The sequence below is a fragment of the Streptomyces albicerus genome, assembly GCF_008905045.1.
In the GTDB taxonomy this organism is placed as follows: Bacteria; Actinomycetota; Actinomycetes; order Streptomycetales; family Streptomycetaceae; genus Streptomyces; species Streptomyces albicerus.
Window position 1 is genome coordinate 51,923 of record NZ_VWMY01000030.1, and the last position, 25,103, is coordinate 77,025.

Annotated in this window: 19 protein-coding genes; 6 read left to right on the plus strand and 13 right to left on the minus strand. The window is 68.6% G+C overall.

The features are described 5' to 3' along the window. Nucleotides 1-209: 209 nt before the first annotated feature. On the minus strand, nucleotides 210-1,229 hold the full coding sequence (locus GAS53_RS26815) for a hypothetical protein (RefSeq protein WP_151480338.1): 1,020 nt from the start codon (nucleotides 1,227-1,229) through the stop codon (nucleotides 210-212). Nucleotides 1,230-1,298: 69 nt separating this feature from the next. On the opposite strand from GAS53_RS26815, the gene GAS53_RS26820 reads away from it, so the two are divergent. Further along, on the plus strand, nucleotides 1,299-1,673 hold the full coding sequence (locus GAS53_RS26820) for a PIN domain-containing protein (protein WP_151480281.1): 375 nt from the start codon (nucleotides 1,299-1,301) through the stop codon (nucleotides 1,671-1,673). Nucleotides 1,674-2,110: 437 nt separating this feature from the next. Here GAS53_RS26820 and GAS53_RS26825 read toward each other — a convergent pair whose 3' ends face one another. From GAS53_RS26825 to ngcE, 9 genes are all read right to left on the minus strand, one after another. Further along, nucleotides 2,111-3,634 (minus strand): amino acid permease, encoded by a 1,524-nt coding sequence (locus GAS53_RS26825; RefSeq protein WP_151480282.1) that lies wholly within the window; start codon nucleotides 3,632-3,634, stop codon nucleotides 2,111-2,113. Between the two features lie 147 nt (nucleotides 3,635-3,781). Further along, the gene (gene dxs / locus GAS53_RS26830; protein ID WP_151480283.1) at nucleotides 3,782-5,701 is read right to left on the minus strand and encodes a 1-deoxy-D-xylulose-5-phosphate synthase; all 1,920 of its coding nucleotides are present in this window, start codon (nucleotides 5,699-5,701) and stop codon (nucleotides 3,782-3,784) included. A 258-nt stretch (nucleotides 5,702-5,959) separates the two neighbouring features. Beyond that, nucleotides 5,960-7,255: a sugar ABC transporter permease gene (locus tag GAS53_RS26835; protein WP_151480284.1), complete on the minus strand. Its 1,296-nt coding sequence runs from the start codon at nucleotides 7,253-7,255 to the stop codon at nucleotides 5,960-5,962. After that, the gene (locus tag GAS53_RS26840; RefSeq protein WP_192583296.1) at nucleotides 7,252-8,043 is read right to left on the minus strand and encodes an ATP-binding cassette domain-containing protein; all 792 of its coding nucleotides are present in this window, start codon (nucleotides 8,041-8,043) and stop codon (nucleotides 7,252-7,254) included. The genes GAS53_RS26835 and GAS53_RS26840 overlap by 4 nt, the downstream gene beginning before the upstream one ends. A gap of 206 nt (nucleotides 8,044-8,249) precedes the next feature. Beyond that, nucleotides 8,250-9,356 (minus strand): ABC transporter substrate-binding protein, encoded by a 1,107-nt coding sequence (locus GAS53_RS26845; protein WP_151480339.1) that lies wholly within the window; start codon nucleotides 9,354-9,356, stop codon nucleotides 8,250-8,252. 133 nt (nucleotides 9,357-9,489) lie between these two features. Then, nucleotides 9,490-10,689 carry an ROK family transcriptional regulator gene (locus GAS53_RS26850; protein WP_151480286.1) on the minus strand — a complete coding sequence of 400 codons (1,200 nt, stop codon included), beginning with the start codon at nucleotides 10,687-10,689 and terminating at the stop codon, nucleotides 9,490-9,492. 194 nt (nucleotides 10,690-10,883) lie between these two features. Continuing rightward, complete coding sequence (locus GAS53_RS26855) at nucleotides 10,884-11,804, minus strand: carbohydrate ABC transporter permease (RefSeq protein ID WP_404829295.1); 921 nt, start codon at nucleotides 11,802-11,804, stop codon at nucleotides 10,884-10,886. A gap of 37 nt (nucleotides 11,805-11,841) precedes the next feature. Continuing rightward, on the minus strand, nucleotides 11,842-12,771 hold the full coding sequence (locus tag GAS53_RS26860) for a carbohydrate ABC transporter permease (protein ID WP_151480288.1): 930 nt from the start codon (nucleotides 12,769-12,771) through the stop codon (nucleotides 11,842-11,844). Nucleotides 12,772-13,027: 256 nt separating this feature from the next. After that, nucleotides 13,028-14,476, minus strand: coding sequence for an N-acetylglucosamine/diacetylchitobiose ABC transporter substrate-binding protein (ngcE, locus tag GAS53_RS26870; RefSeq protein WP_151480289.1), 1,449 nt, complete (start codon nucleotides 14,474-14,476; stop codon nucleotides 13,028-13,030). Between the two features lie 744 nt (nucleotides 14,477-15,220). On the opposite strand from ngcE, the gene GAS53_RS26875 reads away from it, so the two are divergent. The 5 genes from GAS53_RS26875 to GAS53_RS26895 all read left to right on the plus strand — a co-directional run bounded on the left by GAS53_RS26875 (nucleotide 15,221) and on the right by GAS53_RS26895 (nucleotide 21,390). Then, a complete protein-coding gene (locus GAS53_RS26875; RefSeq protein ID WP_192583297.1) occupies nucleotides 15,221-19,051 on the plus strand; it encodes a GH92 family glycosyl hydrolase in 3,831 nt (1,276 codons plus the stop codon). Nucleotides 19,052-19,276: 225 nt separating this feature from the next. Continuing rightward, the gene (locus GAS53_RS26880; protein WP_151480290.1) at nucleotides 19,277-19,666 is read left to right on the plus strand and encodes a Tat pathway signal sequence domain protein; all 390 of its coding nucleotides are present in this window, start codon (nucleotides 19,277-19,279) and stop codon (nucleotides 19,664-19,666) included. After that, nucleotides 19,663-20,274, plus strand: a complete 612-nt coding sequence (locus GAS53_RS26885; protein WP_151480291.1) for a class F sortase — start codon at nucleotides 19,663-19,665, stop codon at nucleotides 20,272-20,274. The genes GAS53_RS26880 and GAS53_RS26885 overlap by 4 nt, the downstream gene beginning before the upstream one ends. A gap of 155 nt (nucleotides 20,275-20,429) precedes the next feature. Further along, a complete protein-coding gene (locus tag GAS53_RS26890; RefSeq protein ID WP_151480292.1) occupies nucleotides 20,430-20,921 on the plus strand; it encodes an RNA polymerase sigma factor in 492 nt (163 codons plus the stop codon). Continuing rightward, the gene (locus GAS53_RS26895) at nucleotides 20,905-21,390 is read left to right on the plus strand and encodes a hypothetical protein (RefSeq protein WP_151480293.1); all 486 of its coding nucleotides are present in this window, start codon (nucleotides 20,905-20,907) and stop codon (nucleotides 21,388-21,390) included. Before GAS53_RS26890 ends, GAS53_RS26895 begins: the two co-directional genes overlap by 17 nt. A 364-nt stretch (nucleotides 21,391-21,754) precedes the next feature. Here the strand turns inward: GAS53_RS26895 and GAS53_RS26900 are convergent, their stop codons facing one another. From GAS53_RS26900 to GAS53_RS26910, 3 genes are all read right to left on the minus strand, one after another. After that, a complete protein-coding gene (locus GAS53_RS26900; RefSeq protein WP_151480294.1) occupies nucleotides 21,755-22,852 on the minus strand; it encodes a lytic polysaccharide monooxygenase auxiliary activity family 9 protein in 1,098 nt (365 codons plus the stop codon). Between the two features lie 203 nt (nucleotides 22,853-23,055). Continuing rightward, on the minus strand, nucleotides 23,056-24,648 hold the full coding sequence (locus GAS53_RS26905) for a sensor histidine kinase (RefSeq protein WP_151480295.1): 1,593 nt from the start codon (nucleotides 24,646-24,648) through the stop codon (nucleotides 23,056-23,058). Further along, a complete protein-coding gene (locus GAS53_RS26910) occupies nucleotides 24,645-24,947 on the minus strand; it encodes a response regulator (RefSeq protein WP_225859099.1) in 303 nt (100 codons plus the stop codon). Before GAS53_RS26910 ends, GAS53_RS26905 begins: the two co-directional genes overlap by 4 nt. Nucleotides 24,948-25,103 lie beyond the last annotated feature (156 nt).

A 25,103-nucleotide genomic window follows, 5' to 3' on the forward strand; every position in this document is an offset into this window, starting at 1 on the left:
TCCTCAAGCGCCGGACGGGCTGGGTGGACGAGTTCTGACGCGGGTGGACGGGATGACCCCCGTGGGTGGGAAAACGGTCTGGACAGCCTCGTCCTCACACGCCGGACCGGCTGGATGGACGGGAGCTGACGCGGGCGGGCGCGATGACCCGCGTGGGTGGGAGAACGGCCCAGACGGCCTCGTCCTCACACGTCCGACCGGCTAGAGGTTCACACCGCCCGCCATGCCTCCAGGGCCAGCCCCGGCTCGTCCTTCCGGCGGGTGGTCAGGAGTTGGCCGTTGTCCGGGTGGAGTGTGGCTGCGACCACCCGGCCCTCGTTGTCCTCGGCCAGTGACAGCTGTACGTCCGCCGGGAGTTGGGGGCCCGACTCGGTCCACCAGGCGCCGGCGTACTCCTGCTCGGTCGGGTAGGCGGCGAAGGCGATACGGCCGCTCGCGGAGCGCTGGGCGAGGAGCGTGCAGTCGACGTCGTCGAGGCGGCAGCGGATCGCGGACACCGGTCCCGGTCCGACGCAGGTGATGAGGGGGACGGGCTCGCTGCCGGCCCGCCAGGCGCACACGGTGTCCGTCTCGTCCGTGAAGAAGAGGGTCACGTGGTCTTCGGAGGTGGCGAGAGCCCGCAGGGTGCCCGGTCGCGCCGCCACCTTCAGCGGTTCCTCGTCCAGCGCGGGGATGTGGCCAGGGCCCGCCTGGGTCCAGCGCAGGATGCCCGCCGGTGAGGCCGCGTACAGTTCGACGAGCCCGGCCGCCCGGGTCACGGCGGCCAGTTCGCCCTCGACCTCACGGCCCTTGAGGTCGCGCCACGGACCCCAGCCGCCGCGCTCCTTCTGGCCGCGCATACTGACGCCGCCGCCCCTGTTGCGTACGAAGACGTGGGCCCGGCCCTGCGCGTCGACCGTGACGGCCGGTACGCCCGTCGCCTTGCCCTTCTGGTTGGGGTGCCCGAGCCGGTTCCAGTCGAGCGCGGCGAGATGCGGCCGGAAGTGGGTGGAGTGGACGAGTCCCGCTTCCTCGGCTCCCGTTGGACGCCAGGAGACGAGATGGGCGTAACCGTCGGCTCCCTGGCCCACGGCGAGCACCGGGTGGACGCGCTGGTCGCCGCCCACCGTGCGAGGAGCCGTCCAGGGGCCGCCCGGGTGCTGCTCGGCCCAGCACCACACCGCTTCCTCCCGCGGAGCGTAGGCGCTGAGCCGGCCGTCCCGGCCGCGTATGAGCCAGTCGCCGTTCACTGTGCGGACCATTGACACTCCCCTATTCTAATCGGGCCGCGTGATCCGCCTTCGTGCGACCCTGGCCTCATGGACGCCCCGCTTCTCCTGATCGTCGACGCCGCCAATGTGGTCGGGTCCGTGCCCGACGGCTGGTGGCGCGACCGCCGGGGAGCCGCGGAGCGCCTGAGAGACCTGCTCGTCCCGTACGCCACGCAAGGGCTTCCGGAACACCCGGGTCCCCTGGAAGTCGTCCTCGTAGTCGAGGGAGCCGCCCGCGGAGTGACCTCCGTGCCGGGAGTACGGGTCGACGCGGCGCCCGGCAGTGGCGACGACCGCATCGTGGAGCTGGCCGCCGAGGCCGCGGACCGCCCGCGCCTGGTGGTCACGGCGGACCGTGAACTACGACGCAGGGTGGGCGCGTTGGGCGCGGAGGTCACGGGTCCACGGACCGTCCGCCCATGACTTCCTCAAGCCCCTGACTTCCTCAAGTCCCTAGCACCCTCAGGGCCGTAGCCCCCTCACCTCACGCGTGCGTACAGCACCGCACCGTCCACCACCTCCACCTGCTCGTACCCGGCCGCCAGCAGTCTCCGTAGCGACGGCACCCGTTCCGGTGCGTACGGCTTGCCCCGGGAGTCGTCGACGACGAGGGCCGGGGCGTCGGCGGTCAGTTCGTCGGGGAAGACCGGCCAGGCGCCGTCGCCCCAGCGGCGCCGGGCCAGCGAGGCGAGCAGTACCGCGGTCAGCAGTTGGGCCGCTCGCCAACAGCCGTGCCTGGACGGCGAGATAGCCCTCGTCCGGGTTCCACAGCCGTAGCCGGAACTGTGTAGAGGACGCTATTCGGCCCCGCATTCTCCGCCGAAGCGGGACATACGGGGCCGGGGCGTTGCGAGGATTGACTACTGGGCGTCTCCGCGCGGCGGCTTCATGATCTGGCCGACCGTGGTCTCCTCGTGCCGTCCGAGGCGGCTGTGGGAGCGGCCGTACAGGAAGTACACGAAGAAGCCGATCGCCATCCAGATGCCGAACCGCACCCAGGTCTCGGCGGGCAGGTTGAGCATCAGCCACAGCGAGGCGAGGACGGACACGATCGGCAGGAACGGCACCAGCGGGGTGCGGAAGGAGCGGTGCAGCTCGGGGCGGGTGCGGCGGAGGGTGATCACGCCGATCGCGACGACGACGAAGGCGAAGAGAGTGCCGATGTTCACCAGTTCGGCGAGTTCGCTCAGGCTGGTGAAGCCCGCGACGATCGCGATGATGACACCGAGCAGGATGGTGGGCCGGTGCGGGGTCTTGAAGCGCGGGTGGACGCGGGAGAAGAAGCGCGGCAGCAGTCCGTCGCGGCTCATCGCGAAGAAGACCCGGGTCTGGCCGAGGAGCAGGATCATGCAGACCGTCGTGAGGCCGACGGCGGCGCCGAAGCTGATGAAGCCCGCGTACCAGGGATGTCCGGTGGCCTTGAACGCGTCGGCCAGCGGGGCGTCCACGGACAGTTCGGAGTAGTGCTGCATACCGGTCACGACGACCGACACGGCGACGTACAGCGTGGTGCAGATGAGGAGCGAGCCGAGGATGCCGCGTGGCATGTCCCGCTGCGGGTTCCTGGTCTCCTCCGCGGCCGTGGCCACGACGTCGAAGCCGATGAAGGCGAAGAAGACGACGGAGGCGGCCGTGAAGATGCCCATCACCCCGAAGTTGCCGGGCGCCCAGCCGAACATCAGCTGGATGAGGGGGGACTGGAGATCGTCGCCGGCCGGCACCGGCACGGAGTCCGGGATGAAGGGCTTGTAGTTGTCGCCCTTGATGAAGAATGCCCCGGCGATGATCACGACCAGGACGACGGTCACCTTGATGGCGACGACGAGCGAGGTGATCCGCGCGGAGAGCTTCATGCCGAGCACGAGGATGCCGGTGAGCACGAGGACGAGGGCGGCGGCGAGGATGTCGAAGCCGAAGCCGTCGGCCCCCTCTCTCCCGCTGAGCGCCTCCGGCAGCTGCCACCCCGCGTTGTCCATCAGCGAGGCGATGTAGCCGGACCAGCCGACGGCGACCACCGCCGTGCCGAGCGCGAACTCCAGCACGAGGTCCCAGCCGATGATCCAGGCGGGCAGTTCACCGAGGGAGGCGTACGAGAAGGTGTACGCCGATCCGGCCACCGGGACCGTGGACGCGAACTCGGCGTAGCAGAGCGCGGCGAGCGCGCAGACGACCCCGGCCGCGACGAAGGCCAGGGCTACGGAGGGGCCGGCGTTGTTCTTGGCGACCGTGCCGGTGAGAACGAAGATGCCGGTGCCGATGATGACACCGACGCCGAAGACCGTCAGATCCAGGGCTGACAGGGATTTCTTGAGCGCGTGCTCCGGTTCCTCTGTGTCCAGGATGGACTGCTCGACCTTCTTCGTCCTGAAGAGGGTGCTGCTCACGGGCTTACCTCCCACGCTTGGCGTCCTCGACATGATCGAGAGGGGGCGTAGTCCGTATGCCCCGGCACGTGGGGATTCACGCGAATGGGCCGGTTTCACCACCGTAACGGGTGTTGAAACCGGCCCACTTGCAGGTGACACAGGCTCTCAGTCGCGGGCGGGCTCCACCGAGGCGTGGGGCTGCTCGAACCGGCCGTCGAGCTTCGAGACGAGGCCGGTGACCTGCCGGGCGATGTCCGGTGCGGTCAGTCCGATCTCGGCCATGACCTCCTTGCGGGAGGCGTGGTCGAGGAAGCGCGGCGGGATGCCGAAGTCGCGCAGCGGTACGTCCACGCCCGCGTCGCGCAGGGCCTGGGAGACCGCCGAACCGACGCCGCCGACCCGCGAGTTGTCCTCGACGGTGACGACGACGCGGTGCTGCTCTGCGAGCGGGGCGATGGCCTCGTCGACGGGCTTGACCCAGCGCGGGTCGACGACGGTCGTGGTGATGCCCTGCTTGTCGAGGAGGCCGGCGATCTCCAGGCACATGGGCGCGAGGGCGCCGACGGAGACGAGGAGCACGTCCGGGGCGTCGGTACCCGGCTCGCGCAGTACGTCCATGCCGCCGATCCGGCCCACGGCGGGTACGGCGGGGCCGACCGCGCCCTTGGAGAAGCGGACCACGGTCGGTGCGTCGGTGACCTCGACGGCCTCGCGCAGCTGGGCGCGGACCTGGTCGGCGTCGCGCGGCGCGGCAAGGCGCAGGCCCGGGACGACCTGGAGGATCGACATGTCCCACATGCCGTTGTGGGAGGCGCCGTCGGTGCCGGTGATGCCTGCCCGGTCGAGGACGAAGGTGACACCGCACTTGTGCAGGGCCACGTCCATCAGGACCTGGTCGAAGGCGCGGTTGAGGAAGGTCGCGTAGACGGCGAAGACGGGGTGCAGTCCGCCGGTGGCGAGGCCCGCGGCGGACACGGCGCCGTGCTGCTCGGCGATGCCGACGTCGTACATGCGGTGCGGGAAGGCGTCCGCGAACTTCTTCAGGCCGACCGGCTGCAGCATCGCGGCCGTGATGGCGACGATGTCCTCGCGCTCCTTGCCGAGCTTGACCATCTCCTCGCCGAAGACGGAGGTCCAGTCGGCGCCCGAGGCCTTGATCGGCAGGCCCGTGTCGGGGTGGATGGGGCCGATGCCGTGGAAGCGGTCGGCCTCGTCCTGGAGGGCGGGCTGGTAGCCGCGGCCCTTCTCGGTGAGGCAGTGCACGATGACCGGGCCGCCGAAGCGCTTGGCGCGGGCGAGCGCCGACTCCAGGGCCTCGATGTCGTGGCCGTCGATGGGACCGACGTACTTGAGCCCCAGGTCCTCGAACATGCCCTGCGGGGCGATGAAGTCCTTGAGGCCCTTCTTGGCGCCGTGCAGGGTCTCGTAGAGGGGCTTGCCGACGACGGGCGTGCGCTCCAGGAGGTCCTTGCCGCGGGCCAGGAAGCGCTCGTAGCCGTCGGTGGTGCGCAGGGTCGCCAGATGGTTGGCGAGGCCGCCGATCGTGGGTGCGTACGACCGTTCGTTGTCGTTGACGACGATGACGAGCGGGCGGTCCTTGGCGTCGGCGATGTTGTTGAGCGCCTCCCAGGCCATGCCGCCGGTGAGGGCTCCGTCGCCGATGACGGCGACGACATGGTCGTCCTTACGCAGGACCTCGTTGGCTTTCGCGAGGCCGTCGGCCCAGCCGAGGACGGTGGAGGCGTGCGAGTTCTCGATGACGTCGTGCTCGGACTCGGCCTGCGAGGGGTAGCCGGACAGGCCGCCCTTCATCTTCAGCTTCGAGAAGTCCTGGCGGCCCGTGAGCAGCTTGTGGACGTACGACTGGTGGCCCGTGTCCCACAGGATCCGGTCCTGCGGCGACTCGAAGACGCGGTGCAGGGCGATGGTCAGCTCGACGACACCGAGGTTGGGGCCGAGGTGGCCGCCGGTCTTGGAGACCGCGTCGACGAGGAAGGTCCTGATCTCGCCGGCCAGCTGGTCCAGCTGCTCCAGGCTGAGCCGGTCCAGATCGCGCGGTCCCCTGATGCGGGTCAGCAGCGGCACCCGTGCCTCCTTGCAGTAGAGCTGATCGAGCTTTGCCGGGCCTGTCGAGTCTAATGTTCCGCCTTTCACGGCGACGCCCGGGCTGTGCGTCGTACGTCACGCGATCGGCCGTAAAACATCTCGCCCAAACTCCCCGCCACCAAACGCATGCGGACACACAAAGGTGCCCGGCGCCTCCACGGGCACCGGGCACTCGTGCGCCCCTAAGGGGCGCGGGGAACTGCGCGACCAGCCACAACGGACGCGCAGGTCACAGCATTACGCGCGCCCCGCGGTCTTCTGGGTCTTACGGGTGATCGAGTCGATGACCACCGTGGCGAGCAGCACACCACCGGTGACCATGTACACGACCGGCGTAGCGATCCCCTCAAGAGCAAGCCCGTACTGGATCGAGGTGATCACCATGACACCGAGCAGCGCGTTCCACGTACGCCCACGCCCACCGAAGAGGCTGGTACCACCGATGACGGCCGCCGCGATGACGTTCATCAGAAGGTCACCCGCACCGGCACTCTGGTTGGCCGCGGCGATCTTCGAGGCCCAGAACAGACCACCCACCGCCGCGAAGAACCCCGCGATGGCGAACACGGAGATCCGTACCGCCGTGACGTTGATACCCGCACGCCGGGACGCCTCCACGCTGCCGCCGAGCGCGAAGATCTTGCGGCCGTAGCCCGTGCGGCGCAGCACGAAGTCGGACACGACCAGGACCACGACGAACAGCAGCAGCGCCAGCGGCAGACCCTTGTACTGGTTGAACATGATCGCGGCGGCGAAGGCGATGACCGCGAGCACCACGGTGCGCACCACGATGTCGACGAGCGGCCGGGCCGGGATGCCCGCGGCCTCGCGACGGCGGCTGTCCAGGAAGGAGGTGACGAAGAAGAGCGCCACCGCCGCGATCGCGAGACCGTAGGCGGCCGCGACGTCCGAGAAGTAGTACGTGGTCAGCTTGCCGACCACGCCGTCGCCGTCGATGTTGATCGTGCCGTTCTCGCCCAGGATCTGGAGCATGAAGCCGAGCCAGAACAGCAGGCCGGCCAGGGTGACCGCGAACGCGGGCGCACCGATCCTGGCGAAGAAGAAGCCGTGCATCGCGCCGATGGCCGCGCCGCCGGCGAGGGCGATGAGCACGGCCAGCCACTCGTTCACGCCGTGCGTGACGCTGAGGACGGCCATGATGGCGCCCGCCACACCGCTGACCGAGCCGACCGACAGGTCGATCTCGCCGAGCAGCAGCACGAAGATGATGCCGACGGACATCATGCCGGTGGCGACCATCGCGACGGCGATGTTGTTGAGGTTCTCGGCGGAGAGGAAGGCCGAGTTGAGGCTCTGGAAGATGACGCAGATGACGATGAGGCCGATGACGACCGGGATGGAGCCCAGGTCACCGGCGCGCATCTTGCGCTTGAACTCGTCGAAGTAGCCGGCGAAGCCGCGCTCGCGCACCAGCAGCCGGGGGTCGACGGCGACGTCGGCGCCCGCGGCGGCCTCGGGGTTCTCGACGATGTGCTCGTCCTCCGGCGAAACAGAGGTCTTGTCGATGCTCACTTCTGAACCTCCCCGTTACCGCGCGCCGCACGACGGGTCACGGCGTTGTCCGTGGCACCGGTGATGGCGGAGATGATCTCTTCCTGCGAGGTGGTCTTGACCTCGAAGACGCCGTTGTTGCGGCCGAGCCGGAGCACGGCCACCTTGTCGGCGACGGCCTTCACGTCGGCCATGTTGTGGCTGATGAGGAGGACCGCGTGGCCGCGCTCGCGCAGCCGCTCGACCAGGTCGAGGACCTGGGCCGTCTGCTCGACGCCGAGGGCCGCGGTGGGCTCGTCGAGGATGACCAGCTTGGGCTCGCCGAGCATGGAGCGGGCGATGGCCACCGTCTGGCGCTGACCGCCGGAGAGGGAGGCGATCGGAATGCGCACGCTGGGGATGCGGATCGACAGCGTCTGGAGCAGTTCGAGGGAGCGGCGCTCCATCTCGACCTCGTCCAGGACGCCGCGCTTCTTCACTTCGCGGCCCAGGTAGAGGTTGCCGACGACGTCGATGTTGTCGCACAGCGCGAGGTCCTGGTAGACGGTCGCGATGCCCAGGTTCTGGGCGTCGTGTGGCTTGTTGATCTGGACGGTCTTGCCGTCCCATTCGATGACGCCCTCATCGATGGGGTGCACGCCGGCGATCGTCTTGACCAGCGTGGATTTTCCGGCGCCGTTGTCGCCGACCAGGGCGACCACCTCGCCGGCGTGGACCTCGAGCTCTACGTCGGTGAGCGCCTGGACGGCACCGAACCGCTTGGAGACCCCGCGCAACGCCAGAACAGGCGTAGCGGACACGTGAACCATCTCCTTCGCCGCCTGACCCGGCGGGAGGTTGTGCAGAAGAGTTTGGGGGGTGAAGTTGTTCCGTCCGGCGCCCCGCCCTAGCTTGCGGGGCTGGTGGTTGCGGGGCGCCGGAGGGGCTTCGAGTGCGCGAGTCCCTTACCGGAATTCAAGCCCCGTACGGGAATTCAAGAGCGAATTCCCGTACGCGGGAAGGGACTTGCGGTTGCCTAGTTCAGGCCGACCTTGGCGCAGGCCGCCTTGAACTTGGCGGTGCAGATCTCGTTGACCGTGTAGATGCCGTCCTTGATGACGGTGTCGTTGATGTTGTCCTTGGTCAGCGAGACGACCGGGACGAGCACCGACGGGACGCCCTTGGTGGTCGGGCTGTCGACGGAGTCCTTGGCGATGGAGTCGAGCTTCTCGCCCTTGGCGAGCGCGACGGCCATCTCCGCGGCGACGTCCGCCTCCTGCGGGTAGGGCTTGTAGACGCTCATGTACTGCTCACCCGTGACGATGCGCTGCACACCGGCGAGCTCGGCGTCCTGGCCGGTGACCGGCGGGAGCGGGGTGACGCCCGCGGCCTTCAGGGCGGTGATGATGCCGCCCGCCATGCCGTCGTTGGCGGAGTAGACGCCGACGATGTTGTTCTTGCCGATCGAGGAGATCGCGCCTTCCATGTTGGCGTTGGCGTTCTCCGGCTTCCACTCCTTGGTGTCGTACGACTTGGCGATGTCCACCTTGCCGTCGAGCTCGGAGAGCGCGCCCTTCTTGAAGAGGGCGGCGTTCGGGTCGGTGACCGCGCCGTTCATCATGACGATCTTCGCGGAGGGCTTGGCCTTGTCGCCCAGGGCCTCCAGGAGCGCCTTGCCCTGGACGCGGCCGACCTCTTCGTTGTCGAAGGAGGTGTAGGCGTCGATCGGGCCCTCGGCGAGACGGTCGTACGCGACGACGGGGATGCCGGCGTCCTTGGCCCTCTTCACCCCGCTGGCGATGGCCTTGGAGTCCACCGCGTCCACGATCAGCACGTCGACCTTGTTGGTGATCATCGTGTCGACCTGCTGGGACTGCGTGGTGGCGTCCTGCTTGGCGTTGGCGTAGACGATCTCGCCCTTGTTGTTCGTGAGCTCCTTGACCTTCTTCTCGATCAGGGGCTTGTCGAACTTCTCGTACCGGGCGGTCTGGTTCTCCGGAAGGAGGAGACCGACCTTGATGTTGTCGCCCTTGGCGGCGGTCTTCGTGGAGTCGCCGTTGTCGCCGGACTCCTCGGCGCTGCCACAGGCAGCCAGCGAGACGGCCATCGCACCTGCTGCAACGGCAAAGGCGGCGCGGCGCATACGCGTGTTCACTTCAGAAACCTCCCTGACGAGGCCGCGACGTTGCGGCCGAGGTGGCTGGAAGTCAACTCGGCCACAAGTGCGACGTCAAGAAGTAAATCCTTAACGAGATGGCAACGGTGCCATCCGTTCTCTAAGTGAAGGCAGGTGTGGCCGCGGCAAGCGATCCGTCCAAAAGGGTTGAATCGCCCATCTCGCTGAGAGCGAGAGCGAGCGCCCCGAGGACCTCCGCCCGACCGCCAAGTGCCCCTGGCAGAACGGATAGTTGACGTGCCGCACTGGGGATCGCATAGCGGCCGACGGACTCCCTGATGGGTCCTAGTACGAGCTCTCCGGCCTCGGCGAGATCACCGCCGAGCACCACACGGCTCGGGTTGAGCAAGTTGCAGAGATTGGCGACTCCACTGCCGATGTGTCGGCCGACGTCGGCGATCACCCGACGGCAACCAGGGTCTCCGTCCCGTGCCAGCCGTACGACACCTTCCATGGTCAGGTCCGTGCCGTGGCTGGACTGGAGGAGCGGCAGCACATAGCGCGCCGCCGCGAACGTCTCCAGGCAGCCGCGGTTGCCACACCGGCAGACCGGGCCGGACTCATCAAGAGTAATATGCCCGATTTCTCCCGCTGTGCCACCCGGGCCGCGATAGATCTTGCCGTTGATCACGAGTCCGGCGCCGACACCGCTCGCGACCTTGATGTACGCCAGGTCCCTGACGCCCCTGCCGCTTCCCCAGACGAGTTCGCCGAGGGCGCCGAGGTTGGCGTCGTTGTCCACGTGCACCGGTACGCCGAGGCGTCCCCCCAGCTCCTCGGCGGGCTTGGTGCCGGTCCAGCCCGGCAGGATCGCGGTGGAGCCGAGCGTCCCGGACTCCACGTCGATCGGCCCCGGCACGCCGAGGCCGACGCCCGTGATCTTCGTACGGTCCACGCCGGTGGCCGCGATCAGACGGCTGACCAGCTGTTCCGCGCGATCGAAGCCCTGGGCGGCGGAGGCGTCCACGTCGAGCGGCTCGGACTCCTCGGCCAGCACCTGGTGGGCGAGATTTCCGATCGCGACGCGCAAATGCGTATGCCCGAAGTCGACGCCGATCACGATGCCGGCGTCGCCGCTCAGGCTGACGCTGCGGGCCCTTCGGCCGCCTGCCGAGGTGGGTGTGACCTCGACCTTTCCGCCGTCCTTGAGCTCCCGGACGATGTTGGAGACCGTGGCCGCGGACAGGCCCGTCGTCCTCGCGATCTCTGCCTGCGTGAGCGATCCGGCCAGGCGTACGGCGCGTACGACCCGCTCGAGATTTGCTCGGTGCAGCGACGACTGCGACCCCGGAGTCTCCACGACGACCTCCTGCGTACGGGGTCGCCTCGGTGAGACCCCGTCTATGTCCAACTAGTGAACTCTAAGCTGAGCCGTTTGGGCTGCCTCCCGTCAAGAGGTTGAGCAGAGGGGCGCATGCCGGTGCCCGCACACACCAGGGTGGCCCCGGCCTCATTCCGGGACCACCCTCGCAAACCGAACCGACGGCCGAACCGTTACTTGAGGGCGCCCGCCGTCAGTCCCTGTACGACCTGGCGCTGGAAGATGATGTACGCGGCGAGCACCGGCAGCATCGCCATCACGAGGCCGGCGAAGAGGCCGGACCAGTCGCCCTTGTAGCCCTGGCTGACGGCCAGCTGGACGAGGCCCTGGGTGAGCACCTTCCGGTCCGGTTCGGTGTTGAGCACCGTCGGCAGCATGTACTGGTTCCACTGCCCCAGGAAGTTGAAGATGCTGATGCTGATCAGACCTGGCTTGGCCATCGGCAGCATCACCTGGAAGAACGTCCTGGTGTGCGAGGCGCCGTCCACGAAGGCCGCCTCGGCCACCGAGGTCGGCAGCGTACGGAAGAAGGCCGTCATGAAGAACACGGTGAACGGCAGCGAGTACGCGATGTAGACCAGGATCAGTCCGGGCAGCGTGTTCAGCAGCGAAAGGTTCTGCATGACGTAGAACAGCGGAACCAGCGCCAGGATGATCGGGAAGCTCATCCCTCCGATGAAGAGGAAGTAGATGAAGCGGTTCCCGGGGAACTCGAAGCGCGCGAGGACATACGCCGCCATGGAGCCCAGCAGCATGGTGCCGACGAGCGAGAACCCCACCACGATCACGGTGTTGAGGAAGTAGTCGCTCATGTTCGCTTCGGTCCAGGCGCGCGACCAGTTCTCGAAGTGCAGTGTGTCGGGCAGCGCCCAGGGCGAGCTGAAGATGTCCCGGTCCGTCTTGAACGAGGTCATCACCGCCCACAGCAGCGGCAGCACGACCATGAACGCCCAGAGGATGAGCATGCCGTGCGAGAAGAAGTTGAGGGTCCTGCCCTCGGTGGGCTTCTCCAACGGCCCGGGCACCGCCGTCGTCTTGGTGACGGGCGGCCGCTCCTCGGCGGTCTCGGCGGGAGGCGTATCGGTCGTCATCACTCGTGTCCTCCTCGCGGCTCGGTCAGCTCGGTCCGCATCAGTACTCCAGCCGCTCGCGCCGGCCCAGCCTCATCACGACAGCCACGAAGAGCAGCGTCACGATGAGCAGGGCGACACCGATCGTCGTCGCGTAGGCGGCCTGTCCGTCACGGAACGCCTTCTGATAGACGTACAGCGGCAGGACGGTCGTCGAATAGTCGGGGCCACCGCCGTTCGGCCCCACGGTCATGATCTGCACGACCGCGAAGGACTCGGCGCCGAGCGCCAGGATGCCCATATAGGCCCAGCCGGACTGCACGGTGTCCCAGAGCAGCGGCAGGGTGATTTTGAAGAACGTGGTGATGCGGTTCGCGCCGTCCAGCAGCGCGGCCTCGTAGTAGTCCCTGGGAATGGAGGCCATTCCGGCGGAGAAGAGCACCACGAAGAAGCCGACGGTGCACCAGACGAGGACCGCGAAGACGCACCACAGGGCGAGGTCGGGGTCGCCGAGCCAGTCGGGCTGGACGCTGTCCAGACCCACCGCCTTCAACCCGGAGTTCAGTGCGCCGCTGTTGGGGTTGTAGGCGAACTGAAAGAGCAGGGCGACGATCGCGATCGACAGCACCTGCGGAAAGAAGTAGACGACCTTGTAGAAGGAAGATCCGCGGACGCCCGCGATCGCGGCGTTCTTCCGGCGCCGCCCGCCGACATTGAGCATGAAGGCGAAGAACAGCGCCAAGGTGAGCGTCACCAGGGGCAGCAGCAGGACGAACAGCACGCTGTGCTGGAAGGACTTCCAGAAGACCTCGTCGTCGAGCATTCTCGTGTAGTTGTCGAAGCCCACCATCTTGAATTCGGGACTCAGACCGCTCCAGTCCGTGAACGAATAGTAGATGGACTGGATGAAGGGCCAGATCACGAAGAGGCTGTAAATGGCCAGGGGGGCCGCCAAGAACCCCACGATGAAGCGGTATTTACCGTGTTGCATTCCTACCGACCCGATCTTCCCGCGGGAGCTGCCGTCGATGCCGCACATCCAGGTCCTGTCTCCCTGATCTTCGCGGATCAGCGCGCGGCGTCTGGTGCGGTGCATCGGCGTGCGGCCGCATCGCCCTCGTACTGGACGTACTTGGGTGATGCGGCCGTGCGGCGAGGTGCCGTGCCAGGCGTCGTGTGCCCGCGAAGATCGGGGAGACAGGGCCTGGAGCCGGGGCCCCGGTCACCGCCCGGGGCCCCGGCCGCGCTCACTGGTGCTTGTAGTGCTGGATGGTGTCGTCCTTGGCCGCATCGTCGGCGTAGGCCTGGATCTTCTTGACGGCCTCGGCCGGCGTGAGCCGCCCCGCCATCATCTCGCCGAGGCCGCCGACGCCGATCTTCTCCTTCTGCAACGCCACGTACCAGTCCTGGATACGCGGGTTGACCACGTTGTCGCCGGCCTTCTCCAGCGCCGCGACACCGGACTTCAGACCCGGGGTCAGCTCGATGCCGTCGGTGCCGCCGTTGAACGCGGTCAGCGACTTGACGGACGAGGTGAAGTTCTTCGACGAGTCCTCGCTGAGCATGATGCGCAGCTGCTCCATGCCGCCGTCGGTGTTCTTGGCCTTGGCGGGGACGATGAAGGGCTCGCCGCCGGACGCCCAGATGGTGCCGAACGGCATCTTGTCCGAGCTGTCGATGCCGGTGGGCGCGGACACCGCGAGGTTGAAGTCCTTCGGCATGGTCTTCGCCGCCTCGTTCTCCACCCAGGAGCCGTTCGGGATGAAGAGCGCCTTGCCCTCGGTCCAGGCGGTCTGGGACTGGATGTGGTCCAGGCCCGGGGTGCCCTTGAGGATGTAGCCCTTCTTGAACAGCTCGTAGTACGCCTCGAAGCAGGTCTTGACCGCCGGGTGCTTCCAGGCGTTCGGCTCGAGGTTGTCGATGGCGTCGAGGACCTCGCGGCCGCCGACCTTGGCGATCATCGGGTAGAGCGAGAAGGGGATGTAGTACGGGTGCTTGCCCGCGTACGTCCAGCCCGCCATGCCCTTCTTCTTCGCCTTCGCGCAGACCGCGAGCATGTCGTCCCAGGTCTCCGGGTACGTGGCGTCGAGCGAGTCCAGCGCCTTCTGGGAGTACCACACGCCGTAGACGGTGTACGCGTAGTACATGATCCAGACCGGGTCGCCGTCGAACTGGCCCATCTCGACGATGCCGGGACGCAGGGTGTCCCGGACCTTCTTGCTCGGGTCGTCGACGGACGGCGCGTCCAGCAGCGGCGTGAGGTCGGCGAGCTGCTTCTTGCCGACGAGGACGCCCATGTCCATCTGCTCGGCACCGGAGTTGTCGATCAGGTCCGGCGGGGTGCCCTGGTTGAAGCGGGGCTGCAGGACCGACTGGATCTTCTGGGTCGAGGAAAACTTGACCTTCGCGTCGGGGAACTTCTTCTCGTAGACCGCCTTGGCGTCCTCGGCGTACTTCGTGCCGAAACCGCCGTCGAAGATGACGATCTCCAGCGACGCGGTCTCATTGACGGCGAGCGGGTTCTCCTTGGTCTTCTTGCCCTTGTCGACCTTTTCGTCGCTGCCGCTGTCACCACTGGCACACGCCGACAGGAAACTCATCGTGGGTACGGAAATCAGGCCGAGCGCAGCGGACCGCTTGATCAGATCGCGGCGGCCGATACCCTCACGGTTGTTGTGGGCGGAAGTGGATCCCATGCTCAAGTCCTCGCCTTCATCAGGACTCAGGCGGTGAACCGGACCCTCCCCGGCACCGCGGTTGGTACTGCATTACCCGGGGACAACCCCCGGCCCCCCGGCAGGAAAAGCAGGTCGGACGGGATGCCCGGCGCTTCCGCGAGGGGACGTCAGTAGAGCTGGATCGTGCCTGAAATACCGGGATCAGCGGGAATGCGCGGCGGTCCCCTTGATCGCCGTGCCCCTCGCCTCCCCGGCCTCTGCCTGCCCGCGACCGGTCGAACGACTGGGGCGGACGCCGACAGGTATAGTCCACTTCCCGCCAGCTGAGCAAGATCGAATGCACAGTTGGCCGACACTCTTTCCCGAAGTGAGACCTCGCGGAAATATCAGCCGCCCGCGCGCTCATCGCACAAGAAGCGATCAGGCGGCGATCAGCGCCCGAACAGGAAGCCGACAGGTGAGCCCACGAGTGGACCGTCGGCCGGGCCGTCAGCATTACCCTCGTACGCCACATTCAACACCCTTGACATCACTGGCCACTTGACTCCCTACTGGACCTTGCGCAGCGAAGTTGACAACGTTGTCCACGCGCCACGTGAGTGAGCCGCAGGGGCGCGCCGGTCGAGAACGTGTGGGGGCACCCCCGGACGAAGTCTGGGGGAGCGCGGAGGCCCGAAGGGTTGAGCACGGTCGCGCTCTCGACACCGGCTGTAGCGCCCCGGAGGCGAACTGGCCGAAGAGAGAGAGGCAGGGTGCTCGCGCATGCACCACAGATCTCGGCACGGATCTTGGCACAGAGCACGGCACGGATGGGGTTCCACGGCGGTCCTCGGAGTGGCCGCCTTCACGCTGGTGGTGGCCTCGCAGGGGGCCGCCGTCGCCCGGCCCGGTGAAGCGGCCGCCGCGGACCGGGAGTTCGGTTCCTCCTTCGAGACGGGTGATCCCGCACCCGACTGGCTCAACACCGTCGACACCACGCCCGACGGTACGAAGCGGTCGTCCGGTGTCGACGGCGGTTACAGCACCGGCATCCCCGGCAATGTGACCGACCACGTCACGGACGTCCGCGCGAGCGGCGAGAACACCGGCGCGGGCGAGGTGAAGGAGAACCTCGTCGACGTCGAACCCAGCACCAAATGGCTGACCTTCGAGCCCACCGGCTGGGTGGAGTTCGACCTGGACGCCCCGGTCAGGCTGGTCACGTACGCGCTGACGTCGGCCAACGACCACGACGAGCGCGACCCGAAGGACTGGACTCTCCAGGGCTCCGCGGACGGCAAGGACTGGAAGACCCTCGACACCCGCACGGGCGAGTCCTTCGGCGAACGGTTCCAAACGAAGTCGTACGACCTCGGGGAGCCCGCGGAGTACCGGCACTTCCGGCTCGACATCACCGGGAACAACGGCGCCTCCGACGCCACCCAACTCGCCGACGTGCAGTTCTCGACCGGTGGCGGCGAGGAGCCCGCGCCCAAGGACATGCTCTCGCTGGTGGACCGCGGCCCGAGCGGCTCCCCGACCGCGAAGGCGGGCGCGGGCTTCACCGGCAAGCGCGCCCTGCGGTACGCGGGCACGCACAAGGCGGACGGCCGCGCCTACTCGTACAACAAGGTATTCGACGTGAACGTCGCCGTCGGCCGCGACACCGAGCTGGCGTACCGGATCTTCCCGTCGATGGCGGACGGCGACCGGGACTACGACGCCACGAACGTGTCGGTGGACCTGGCCTTCACGGACGGCACCTATCTGAGTGACCTGCGCGCCCAGGACCAGCACGGGTTCGCGCTGACGCCGCAGGGGCAGGGCGCGGCGAAGGTGCTGTACGTCAACCAGTGGAACAACGTCGCCTCACGCATCGGCTCGGTCGCGGCCGGCCGGACCGTCGACCGGATCCTGGTGGCGTACGACTCGCCGAAGGGCCCCGCGAAGTTCCGCGGCTGGCTGGACGACGTCGCGCTGCGCGTGAAGCAGCCGGAGAAACCGAAGGCGCACTTGTCCGACTACGCGCTGACCACACGCGGGACGAACTCCAGCGGCGGCTTCTCGCGCGGCAACAACTTCCCCGCGACAGCCGTGCCGCACGGCTTCAACTTCTGGACGCCGGTGACGAACGCGGGGTCGCTCAGCTGGCTCTACGACTACGCGCGCGCCAACAACGCGGACAACCTGCCCACCATCCAGGCGTTCAGCGCCAGCCACGAGCCGAGCCCCTGGATGGGTGACCGGCAAACCTTCCAGGTGATGCCGTCGGCCGCGTCCGGCACACCGGAGACGGGCCGCACGGCCCGCGCGCTGCCCTTCAAACACGAGAACGAGACGGCGCGCCCCTACTACTACGGCGTGCGGTTCGAGAACGGGCTGAAGGCGGAGATGGCGCCGACGGACCACGCGGCGGCCCTGCGGTTCACCTATCCCGGTGACGACGCGAGCGTGCTCTTCGACAACGTCACGGACCAGGCGGGCCTGACGCTCGACAAGGAGAACGGGATCGTCACGGGCTACTCGGACGTGAAGTCGGGTCTCTCGACGGGCGCGACCCGGCTCTTCGTGTACGGCGTCTTCGACGCGCCGGTCGTCGAGGGAAGCTCGTCCGGGGTGAAGGGCTATCTGCGGTTCAAGCCGGGCGACGACCGCACGGTGACGCTCCGGCTCGCCACGTCCTTGATCAGCATCGACCAGGCCAAGGACAACCTCCGCCAGGAGATCCCGGACGGCACGTCCTTCGGGACGGTCAAGTCACGCGCCCAGAAGCAGTGGGACCGGATCCTCGGCAAGGTGGAGGTCGAGGGCGCGACGCCGGACCAGCTGACGACGCTGTACTCCAGCCTCTACCGGCTGTATCTGTACCCCAACTCCGGCTTCGAGAAGGTCGGTTCGAAATACCAGTACGCCTCGCCGTTCTCGCCGATGCCAGGACCGGACACCCCGACGCACACCGGCGCGAAGATCGTCGACGGCAAGGTGTACGTCAACAACGGCTTCTGGGACACGTATCGGACGACCTGGCCCGCGTACTCACTTCTGACACCCAGTCAGGCGGGCGAGATGGTTGACGGGTTCGTACAGCAGTACAAGGACGGCGGCTGGACCTCGCGCTGGTCCTCACCCGGCTACGCAGACCTGATGACCGGCACCTCGTCGGACGTGGCGTTCGCGGACGCGTACGTGAAGGGGGTCGACTTCGACGCCAGGTCGGCGTACGACGCGGCGCTGAAGAACGCGACCGTCGTGCCGCCCTCCTCCGGCGTCGGCCGCAAGGGCATGACGACCTCCCCGTTCCTCGGCTACACGAGCACCGACACGCACGAGGGTCTGTCGTGGGCGCTCGAGGGCTATCTCAACGACTACGGCATCGCGAAGATGGGCCAGGCCCTGTACAAGAAGACGGGCGAGAAGCGCTACAAGGAGGAGTCGGAGTACTTCCTCAACCGCGCCCAGGACTATGTCAACCTCTTCGACGACAAGGCCGGCTTCTTCCAGGGCCGCGACGAGAAAGGCGACTGGCGGGTCGAGTCCTCCAAGTACGACCCGCGGGTGTGGGGTTACGACTACACGGAGACGAACGGCTGGGGGTACGCCTTCACCGCGCCCCAGGACTCGCGCGGCCTCGCCAACCTGTACGGCGGCCGGTCCGGCCTCGCGGAGAAGCTCGACACGTACTTCGCGACCCCCGAGACGGCCTCGCCCGACTTCGTCGGCTCGTACGGCGGCGTCATCCACGAGATGACCGAGGCCCGTGACGTACGGATGGGCATGTACGGGCACTCCAACCAGGTGGCCCACCACGTCAACTACATGTACGACGCGGCCGGTCAGCCCTGGAAGACGCAGAAGAACGTCCGCGAGGTCCTCTCCCGCCTCTACACCGGCAGCGAGATCGGGCAGGGCTACCACGGCGACGAGGACAACGGCGAGCAGTCGGCCTGGTACCTCTTCTCCTCGCTGGGCTTCTACCCGCTGGTGATGGGCAGCGGCGAATACGCCGTCGGCTCACCGCTGTTCACCAAGGCGACCGTGCATCTGGAGAACGGCCGGGAGCTGGTGGTCAAGGCGCCGAAGAACAGCGCGCGGAATGTCTACGTGCAGGGTCTGAAGGTCAACGACAAGGCGTGGAAGTCGACTTCGCTCCCCCACTCGCTCATCTCCCGTGGCGGGGTGTTGGAGTTCGACATGGGGTCGAAGCCGTCCTCGTGGGGCACCGGGAAGAACGCGGCGCCCGTCTCCATCACGCAGGACGACAAGGTGCCGTCGCCGCGGGCCGATGTCGTCGAGGGCGAGGGGGCGCTGTTCGACGACACGTCGGCGACGGACGCGGTCGCTTCGGCTTCGGTGGATCTGCCGATCGCCAAGGAAACCAAGGCGGTTCAGTACACGCTGACGTCGTCCCTCCGCGCCGGCGCGCCGAAGGGCTGGGTTCTGCAGGGCTCGTCCGACGGGACTACCTGGAAGGACATCGACAAGCGCTCCGGCGAGTCCTTCGCCTGGGACAGACAGACCCGGGCGTTCTCGGTCGCGACGCCCGGGACGTACCAGAAGTACCGACTGGTCATCGACGGTGAGGCGACGCTCGCGGAGGTGGAACTGCTGGCCTGACGAACGGCCCACGGCCTACGGCCCACGGGCACGAGCGGGCGCGGAGGTTTCTCCGTGCCCGCTTTGTCGTGCGCGACCGCCGGCGCCCGGAAGGGCTCGGTCGCGGCTCCTGACGGCTTTGCCATCTCTTTACAACCCACTCCGCCGCTGCCTCGTCTCTCCGCTCGATCCATGACTCAGCCCGCCGAGCCCCCGGGCCGGCGGACCGACGAAAGAGAGCGACTCATGCGCCGAACTGTCCTCAGTGCCATGGCACTTGCGTGCACCGCCGTGTTGGCGGGCACCGTGCCCGCGTTCGCCGACGGGGCGAGTCCGACTCCCTCGAGCGCCCCGGCGACCGCGGCACCGACGCCGGTCCCGGCGGACCCCTCGGAGCCGACCCGGGCTCCGGACAGCACCGCCCCGACCTCGGCTCCGAGCGAGGCGCCGAGCGACGCGCCGTCCCCGGGCCAGGTCTCCGTCGTGCCCAGTGGCGCACCGGACACCGGTGTGACGTCGGCATCGGCGGACTCCGGCTCCGAGGGCGCCCTGATCGGCGGGGGCGCTGCCGCGGTGCTCGTCGCCGGCGGCGCGGGGATCTTTCTCGTACGGCGTCGGCGGGCGACCGGGGCATGACGTCGCCCTCCAGGCGCGCTTTCGTCACCGCGGCGGCGGCTTCGCTGCTCGTGAGCTGCGGCGGCAACCAGGGCGGGGGCACAACCGCACAAACCCCGAGCACATCACCACCGTCTTGGCGGTCCTCCGCGAAGAGGGCGCGCGCCCTTGGTCGTTCGGTCCCGGTCGGGTTGCGGATCCCGGCCATCGGGGTCGACACGCCGGTCATGCAGTTGGGGCTGGCCTCGGACGGCAGCGTGCAGGTGCCGCCGATCACGGCGAACGACCGGGCGGGCTGGTACCGGCACTCGCCGACACCGGGGCAGACCGGCCCGTCGGTGATCCTCGGCCATGCGACGGTCGGAGCCTACGGGGACGGGGTGTTCCGTCAACTCGGGCGGTTGCGGCGGGGCGAGCAGATCACGGCGCGCCTGGAGAACGGCGCGACGGCGGTGTTCGCCGTCAACGCCGTACGGACGGTCGCCAAGGCCGACTTCCCGGCGGACCAGGTCTACGGGAATGTGGACCGTCCCGAACTGCGGCTCATCACCTGCGGCGGCCCCCGCACCGGTGACGAATACCGCGACAACGTGATCGTCTTCGCCACACTGGACTCCGCGAGCCCCTGACCCGCCTCCGGATCCCGGGCCGATGGAACCTACGCAGGCGGCCCGGGATCCTCCCGTACGAGACCCGCGTACGAGACCCGCGTACGAGGCCCCGGTGCGAGGGCTACGCACGTGACCTACGAGTGCCGTCACGACCATCACGACCATGGAGAGCGTTGAAACGGTCCAGCGAGAAGGCAGCGTCCGAGCTGTTCGCCGCCCTCTACCCGCGCCTCGCCGGCTGGTGCCGTCGGCTGGTCGACGACGACGAGACGGCCCACGAGATCGCCTCGGAGGCGTTCACCCGGCTCTGGGCCCGTTGGTCATCCGTCGCGGAGCCCCAGGGCTTCCTCTACGTCACCGCGGCCAACCTCGTCAGGGACCACTGGCGCAAGCTCGAGCGCGAACGCAGGGCCGTGCACCGGGCCACCACCGAAGCCGCCGTCCGCCCGCAGACCGAACAGGCCGACCCCTCGGTCCGTCTGCTCGTGCAGTCGCTGCCGGAACGGCTGCGCGTCCCGATCCTGCTGCACTACTACGCTGACATGCCGATCCGGGAGGTGTCCGTGCTGACCGGGCGCAAGGAAGGAACCGTCAAGGCCGACCTCCACGCGGCCCGCGAACTGCTCCGTGCCCACCTGAGGAGAAGCCTTGATCACACACTCTGACGAGGGTCCGGACTTCGAACCCGACGACCCCCTCGCCGTCATCCTGCGGCCCACCACCGACTACCTCGGCCCGCCTCCCGGCCGCTACGAGGCGGTCCGCCGCGCCGCGGCCCGGCGCCGGCTGCTCCGTGCCGCGGCCGGAGTCGGCGCCGCGTGCGCCGTCGCCGCCCTCATCGCGCTGCCACTGCGCGTTTCGCCGGACGGGGCGCCCGTGTCCCCGACGGTCCCGCTCGCCCCGCCGCCCGCGAGCAGCCCTTCGACCGCGCCCACCCCGTCCACCCCGTCCGCGACACCCGCGCCCGTCAGCCCGGAGCCCACGGACGGGGCCAGGCCGGACAGCAGCCCCGGCGCCCCGACCGACCGGACCGTTCCCACCCGCGCGCCGTCGGCGGTACCGACGCCGTCCATCGAGCCGTCGGAGGTTCCAAACTCGGTCGATGCCGCGCCCGAGCGCGAGACCCGGCCGTAGGCCACGACCGCACCGCGCCGCTGCCTGGCCGATTGGCTGAGCCACCGGACCACCGGACCACCGAGCCACCGAGCCACCGAGCCACCGAGTGGACAACTGGCCCAGCCACTCCTCCACTCCACCTCACCACCCTCAACCAAACCTCAACTGGCTTGACATCGTTGTCCGTTGAAGGAGTAGAGTCATGCGTGCAGACCATTCGACAACGTTGTCGCGTCGTCCTTGGTCGACACACGCCATGCAGCACCCGGACCGACGTCCCCCCGGCCGGCCCGGCTCGCGGACCCGGTGGATTACGGCCACCGGGTCCGCCCTGAGCAGCGCCGCGGACTCAGCAGTTCGACGCGGCCAGGCTCTGCTCGGCTCAGCCCACCCGGCACGGGAGGGCGGTCGCCGTATCACCCCCGGCCCCCTCGACGACGTACCCGAAGGTGGCGCTCTCGCCGGGATCGAGCGACCCGTTCCAGTCGGCGTTGTGGACCATCACGTTCTGGCCGGTGTACGTGGCGTTGCCGCTCCAGAGGCTGGCGACGGACTGGCCGCTCGGCAGGGTCCAGTCGACCATCCATCCGAGCATCGGCACGTCGCCGGTGTTGGTGACGGTCACCTCGGACTGGTAGCCGCCGTTCCAGCTGCCCGTCGTCCTGCGACTCGCGGAGCACGCGCCGGGCGGGGGCTCGGTCGGGTTGCCCGGGTCCTTGATGCCCGTCACCTCTCCGTTGCCGCCGTCGAAGACGACGTCGGAGCAGGAGTAGAAGGTCTCCGCGCTGTCCGAGCGCTGCCAGACCATGTAGATGATGTGCCGCCCCGACTTGCCGTCAGGGAGCTTGCCGGACCAGGAGTAGTTGGCGTCGACCGTGCCCGGGGAGCCGTTGAGCGGCGGGTGGTCGACGCTGAGGAACGGCTGTTCCTCCATGTCGTTCCAGGTGAGCGTCCTGGTCGGGTCGAAGCCGTCCTTGGTGATGTAGACGTAGAACCAACCCGGGTGCGCCGCCCAGGCGTTGTAGGAGAAGTCGACGGTCGCGCCCGAGGTCAGATGGGTGAGCGGCCAGTCGCTGCTCGGCTTGTTGAAGCCGGTGAAGTTGGTGTTGCCGCCGCTGCACAGCTCGCCGTCGGGCACGAAGCCGCGGGTGCGGCCGGCGCCGTCGGAACGGAGTACCGAGAACCAGTTGTAGAACGGCGTCGTGCCGCTGACCTGCTGTGCCGCCTTGCAGGCCGGGTTGATCGGTTTGATCTCACCAGTGTCGGTGAGCCCGTCCTGCCAGCACAGGAAGGTGCGGCTGCCGGGCTTCATGGGGGTGCCGTGGGCTTTCGCCTCGCCGCCGGCCGAGACGACCAGGCCGAGGGCCGGGATCGTGACGACCAGGGCCAGCAGGATGAGAAGGAAGGCTCTGCCCCGGTTGGGGAGCCGTAATCGCCCTCGTGGGCGGGGAGTTGGGGGTGAAGTTTTTGTCAGGATCATGACAGATACACCCGTCCGATCACTCGTAGGCCGTGTGGTGTCTGTGTGCGGATGCGTGAGGCGGGAGCGACCCTGGGGCGGGTTCCGGTCCACCTTGTATGGGAGCGCTCCCACCTCACGTGGCTTTGAAGCTAGCGCGGACCCGAACCGCTGTAAACGCCTGACGCACGAGGGTGCTGTCGCAACCTGAGGCGAGCCTGGAGTCAGGCCCGCGTCGGTGCCCGTGAAGTCGGGGCCGCTTGCGGTGGCGGTGATGTCGGCGTCGGCGTCGGCTTCCGTGCCGGTACCGCGGGAGCGGAAATCGTGTCCACGGGCGGCAGTTGGGCCGTACCGGCGGGCGGCAACACGATCATGAACTCCGTACGGCCCGGCTCGCTGTCGACGCCAATCCGGCCCCCGTGCGCCGCCGTGATCGCGGCGGCGATGGCGAGGCCGAGACCGGAGCCACCGCTCGTGGCGGAGGCGCGGAAGCGCGAGGCGTCGCCACGGGTGAAGCGTTCGAAGACCGCGGGGAGGAGGGACTGCGGGATGCCGGGGCCGTCGTCGCGGACGCGGATGGCGCAGTGCGCCCCGGTGGCCTCCACCGAGGCGACGACGGTCGTGCCAACAGGCGTGTGCATACGGGCGTTGGCCAACAGGATGGTCACGACCTGGCGCAGTCGGGCCTCGTCGCCGATGACAAGCGCCGGGGAGTCGAGCAGCAGCGCGAGTTGCCAGTTGTGGTCGTCTCCGGCGGCCCGCGCGTCCCAGACGGCCTCGGCCATCAGCGCCGCGAGGTCCACTTCGGCCAACTGGAGGTGCCGTCCCTCGTCGAGCCGGGCGAGCAGCAGCAGGCCCTCGACCAGCCCGGTCATGCGCGCGGACTCGTCGAAGACGCGCCGCCACGCCAGGCCGGCCTCGGTCCTCTCGGTGCCGCGGTTCATGAGTTCCGCGTATCCGGAGATGGACGCCAGGGGCGTACGGAGTTCATGGCCGGCGTCGGCGAGGAAGCGGCGCATGCGTTCCTGGCTGCGACGTATCTCCTCCTCACCGCGCCGACGCTCCGCGAGCGTGGACTCGACGTGGTCGATCAGGTGGTTGAGGGCGGCGCCAACCTGGCCGGCCTCACTGCCGGGGTCCGTGTCGCGTTCGGGGACGCGGGTGAGGCCGGTGACCTCGCCGTGGCCCAGCGGCGAGCGGGATACCTCGGCGGCGGTGGCGACGACCCGCCCGAGCGGCCGCAGCTGTCGCCGGATGACGACGCCGCAGACACCACCCGCGAGGGCGAGCCCCGCCGCGCCCACCGCGGCCTCGACCGCGACGAGCCGGCCGATCATGTCCTGTACGTCGTCCATGGGGAGCCCGACGAGTACGCGCCCGCCGTCGCCTGCGATGGCGGTCATCCGGTAGCTGCCGAGGTCCGGAACGGTACGGGTGCGCAGGGTGCCGTCGGTCGCGATGCCGTCCAGGGCCGCGCGCTGGGCGGCGGTGAGGATCTGCTGCCGGCCTTCCTGGGTCACGACCTCGGCGGCGACGACCACGTTCCCGTCGTCGTCGAACCGGGCGGCGAGCGTGCCGGCGGCCTGCCCCCGCTCGTCGAGGAACCCCAGGTCCGTGGCGTTCCCCGTGCGGCGCTGGAGCCCGCTCTGACTGCGCTCCGCGGTGTCGGTGACTCGCTGATCCAAGTCACCGACCAGATAGGCGCGTTGGACGAAGAACGAGGTGACCGCCATCGCCACGCACACGGCGACGAGCGTGCCACTGACGAGGACGAGAAGCCTGGTACGCAGGGACCTCCCGCGCAGGCGCACGCTCATCTCCCGTCCTCCGGCCGCGGCGGCCTGATGGTGTACCCGACAAGAAGGGAGAAGGGCTTTGTGGCGTAGCAGTCGGCGCCCGCGGCGAGGCCGTCGAGGACGACGGCGTGCGGGGCGCGGCCGCGTCCGTGGACTGGCCGCGGCGCGAACTCGCCGTCCGCCACCGGACAGGGCCGCCGGTCGGCCTCCGTGACGGCCGCGGGGAGCAGCTCCGTGAGGCCTGGTTCGTCGTCGACGATCAGCACACGGACGCGGACGAGATCGCGGTCACGGTCGCGGTCGTTTCGGGTGCGGGACATGTCTCGATCCTGTCCCGGCGTACTGAGGGAATCCTGTGTTCCAGCTGAGCCGCAGCCGTGTGACCGCACGCGGCCGACCGGACGGCGCCCCACCCCGGAGCGTATGGAGATCGCCAACTCCCTTGGCCGAAGGGTGCATTGGCACCCCTCGGCCAC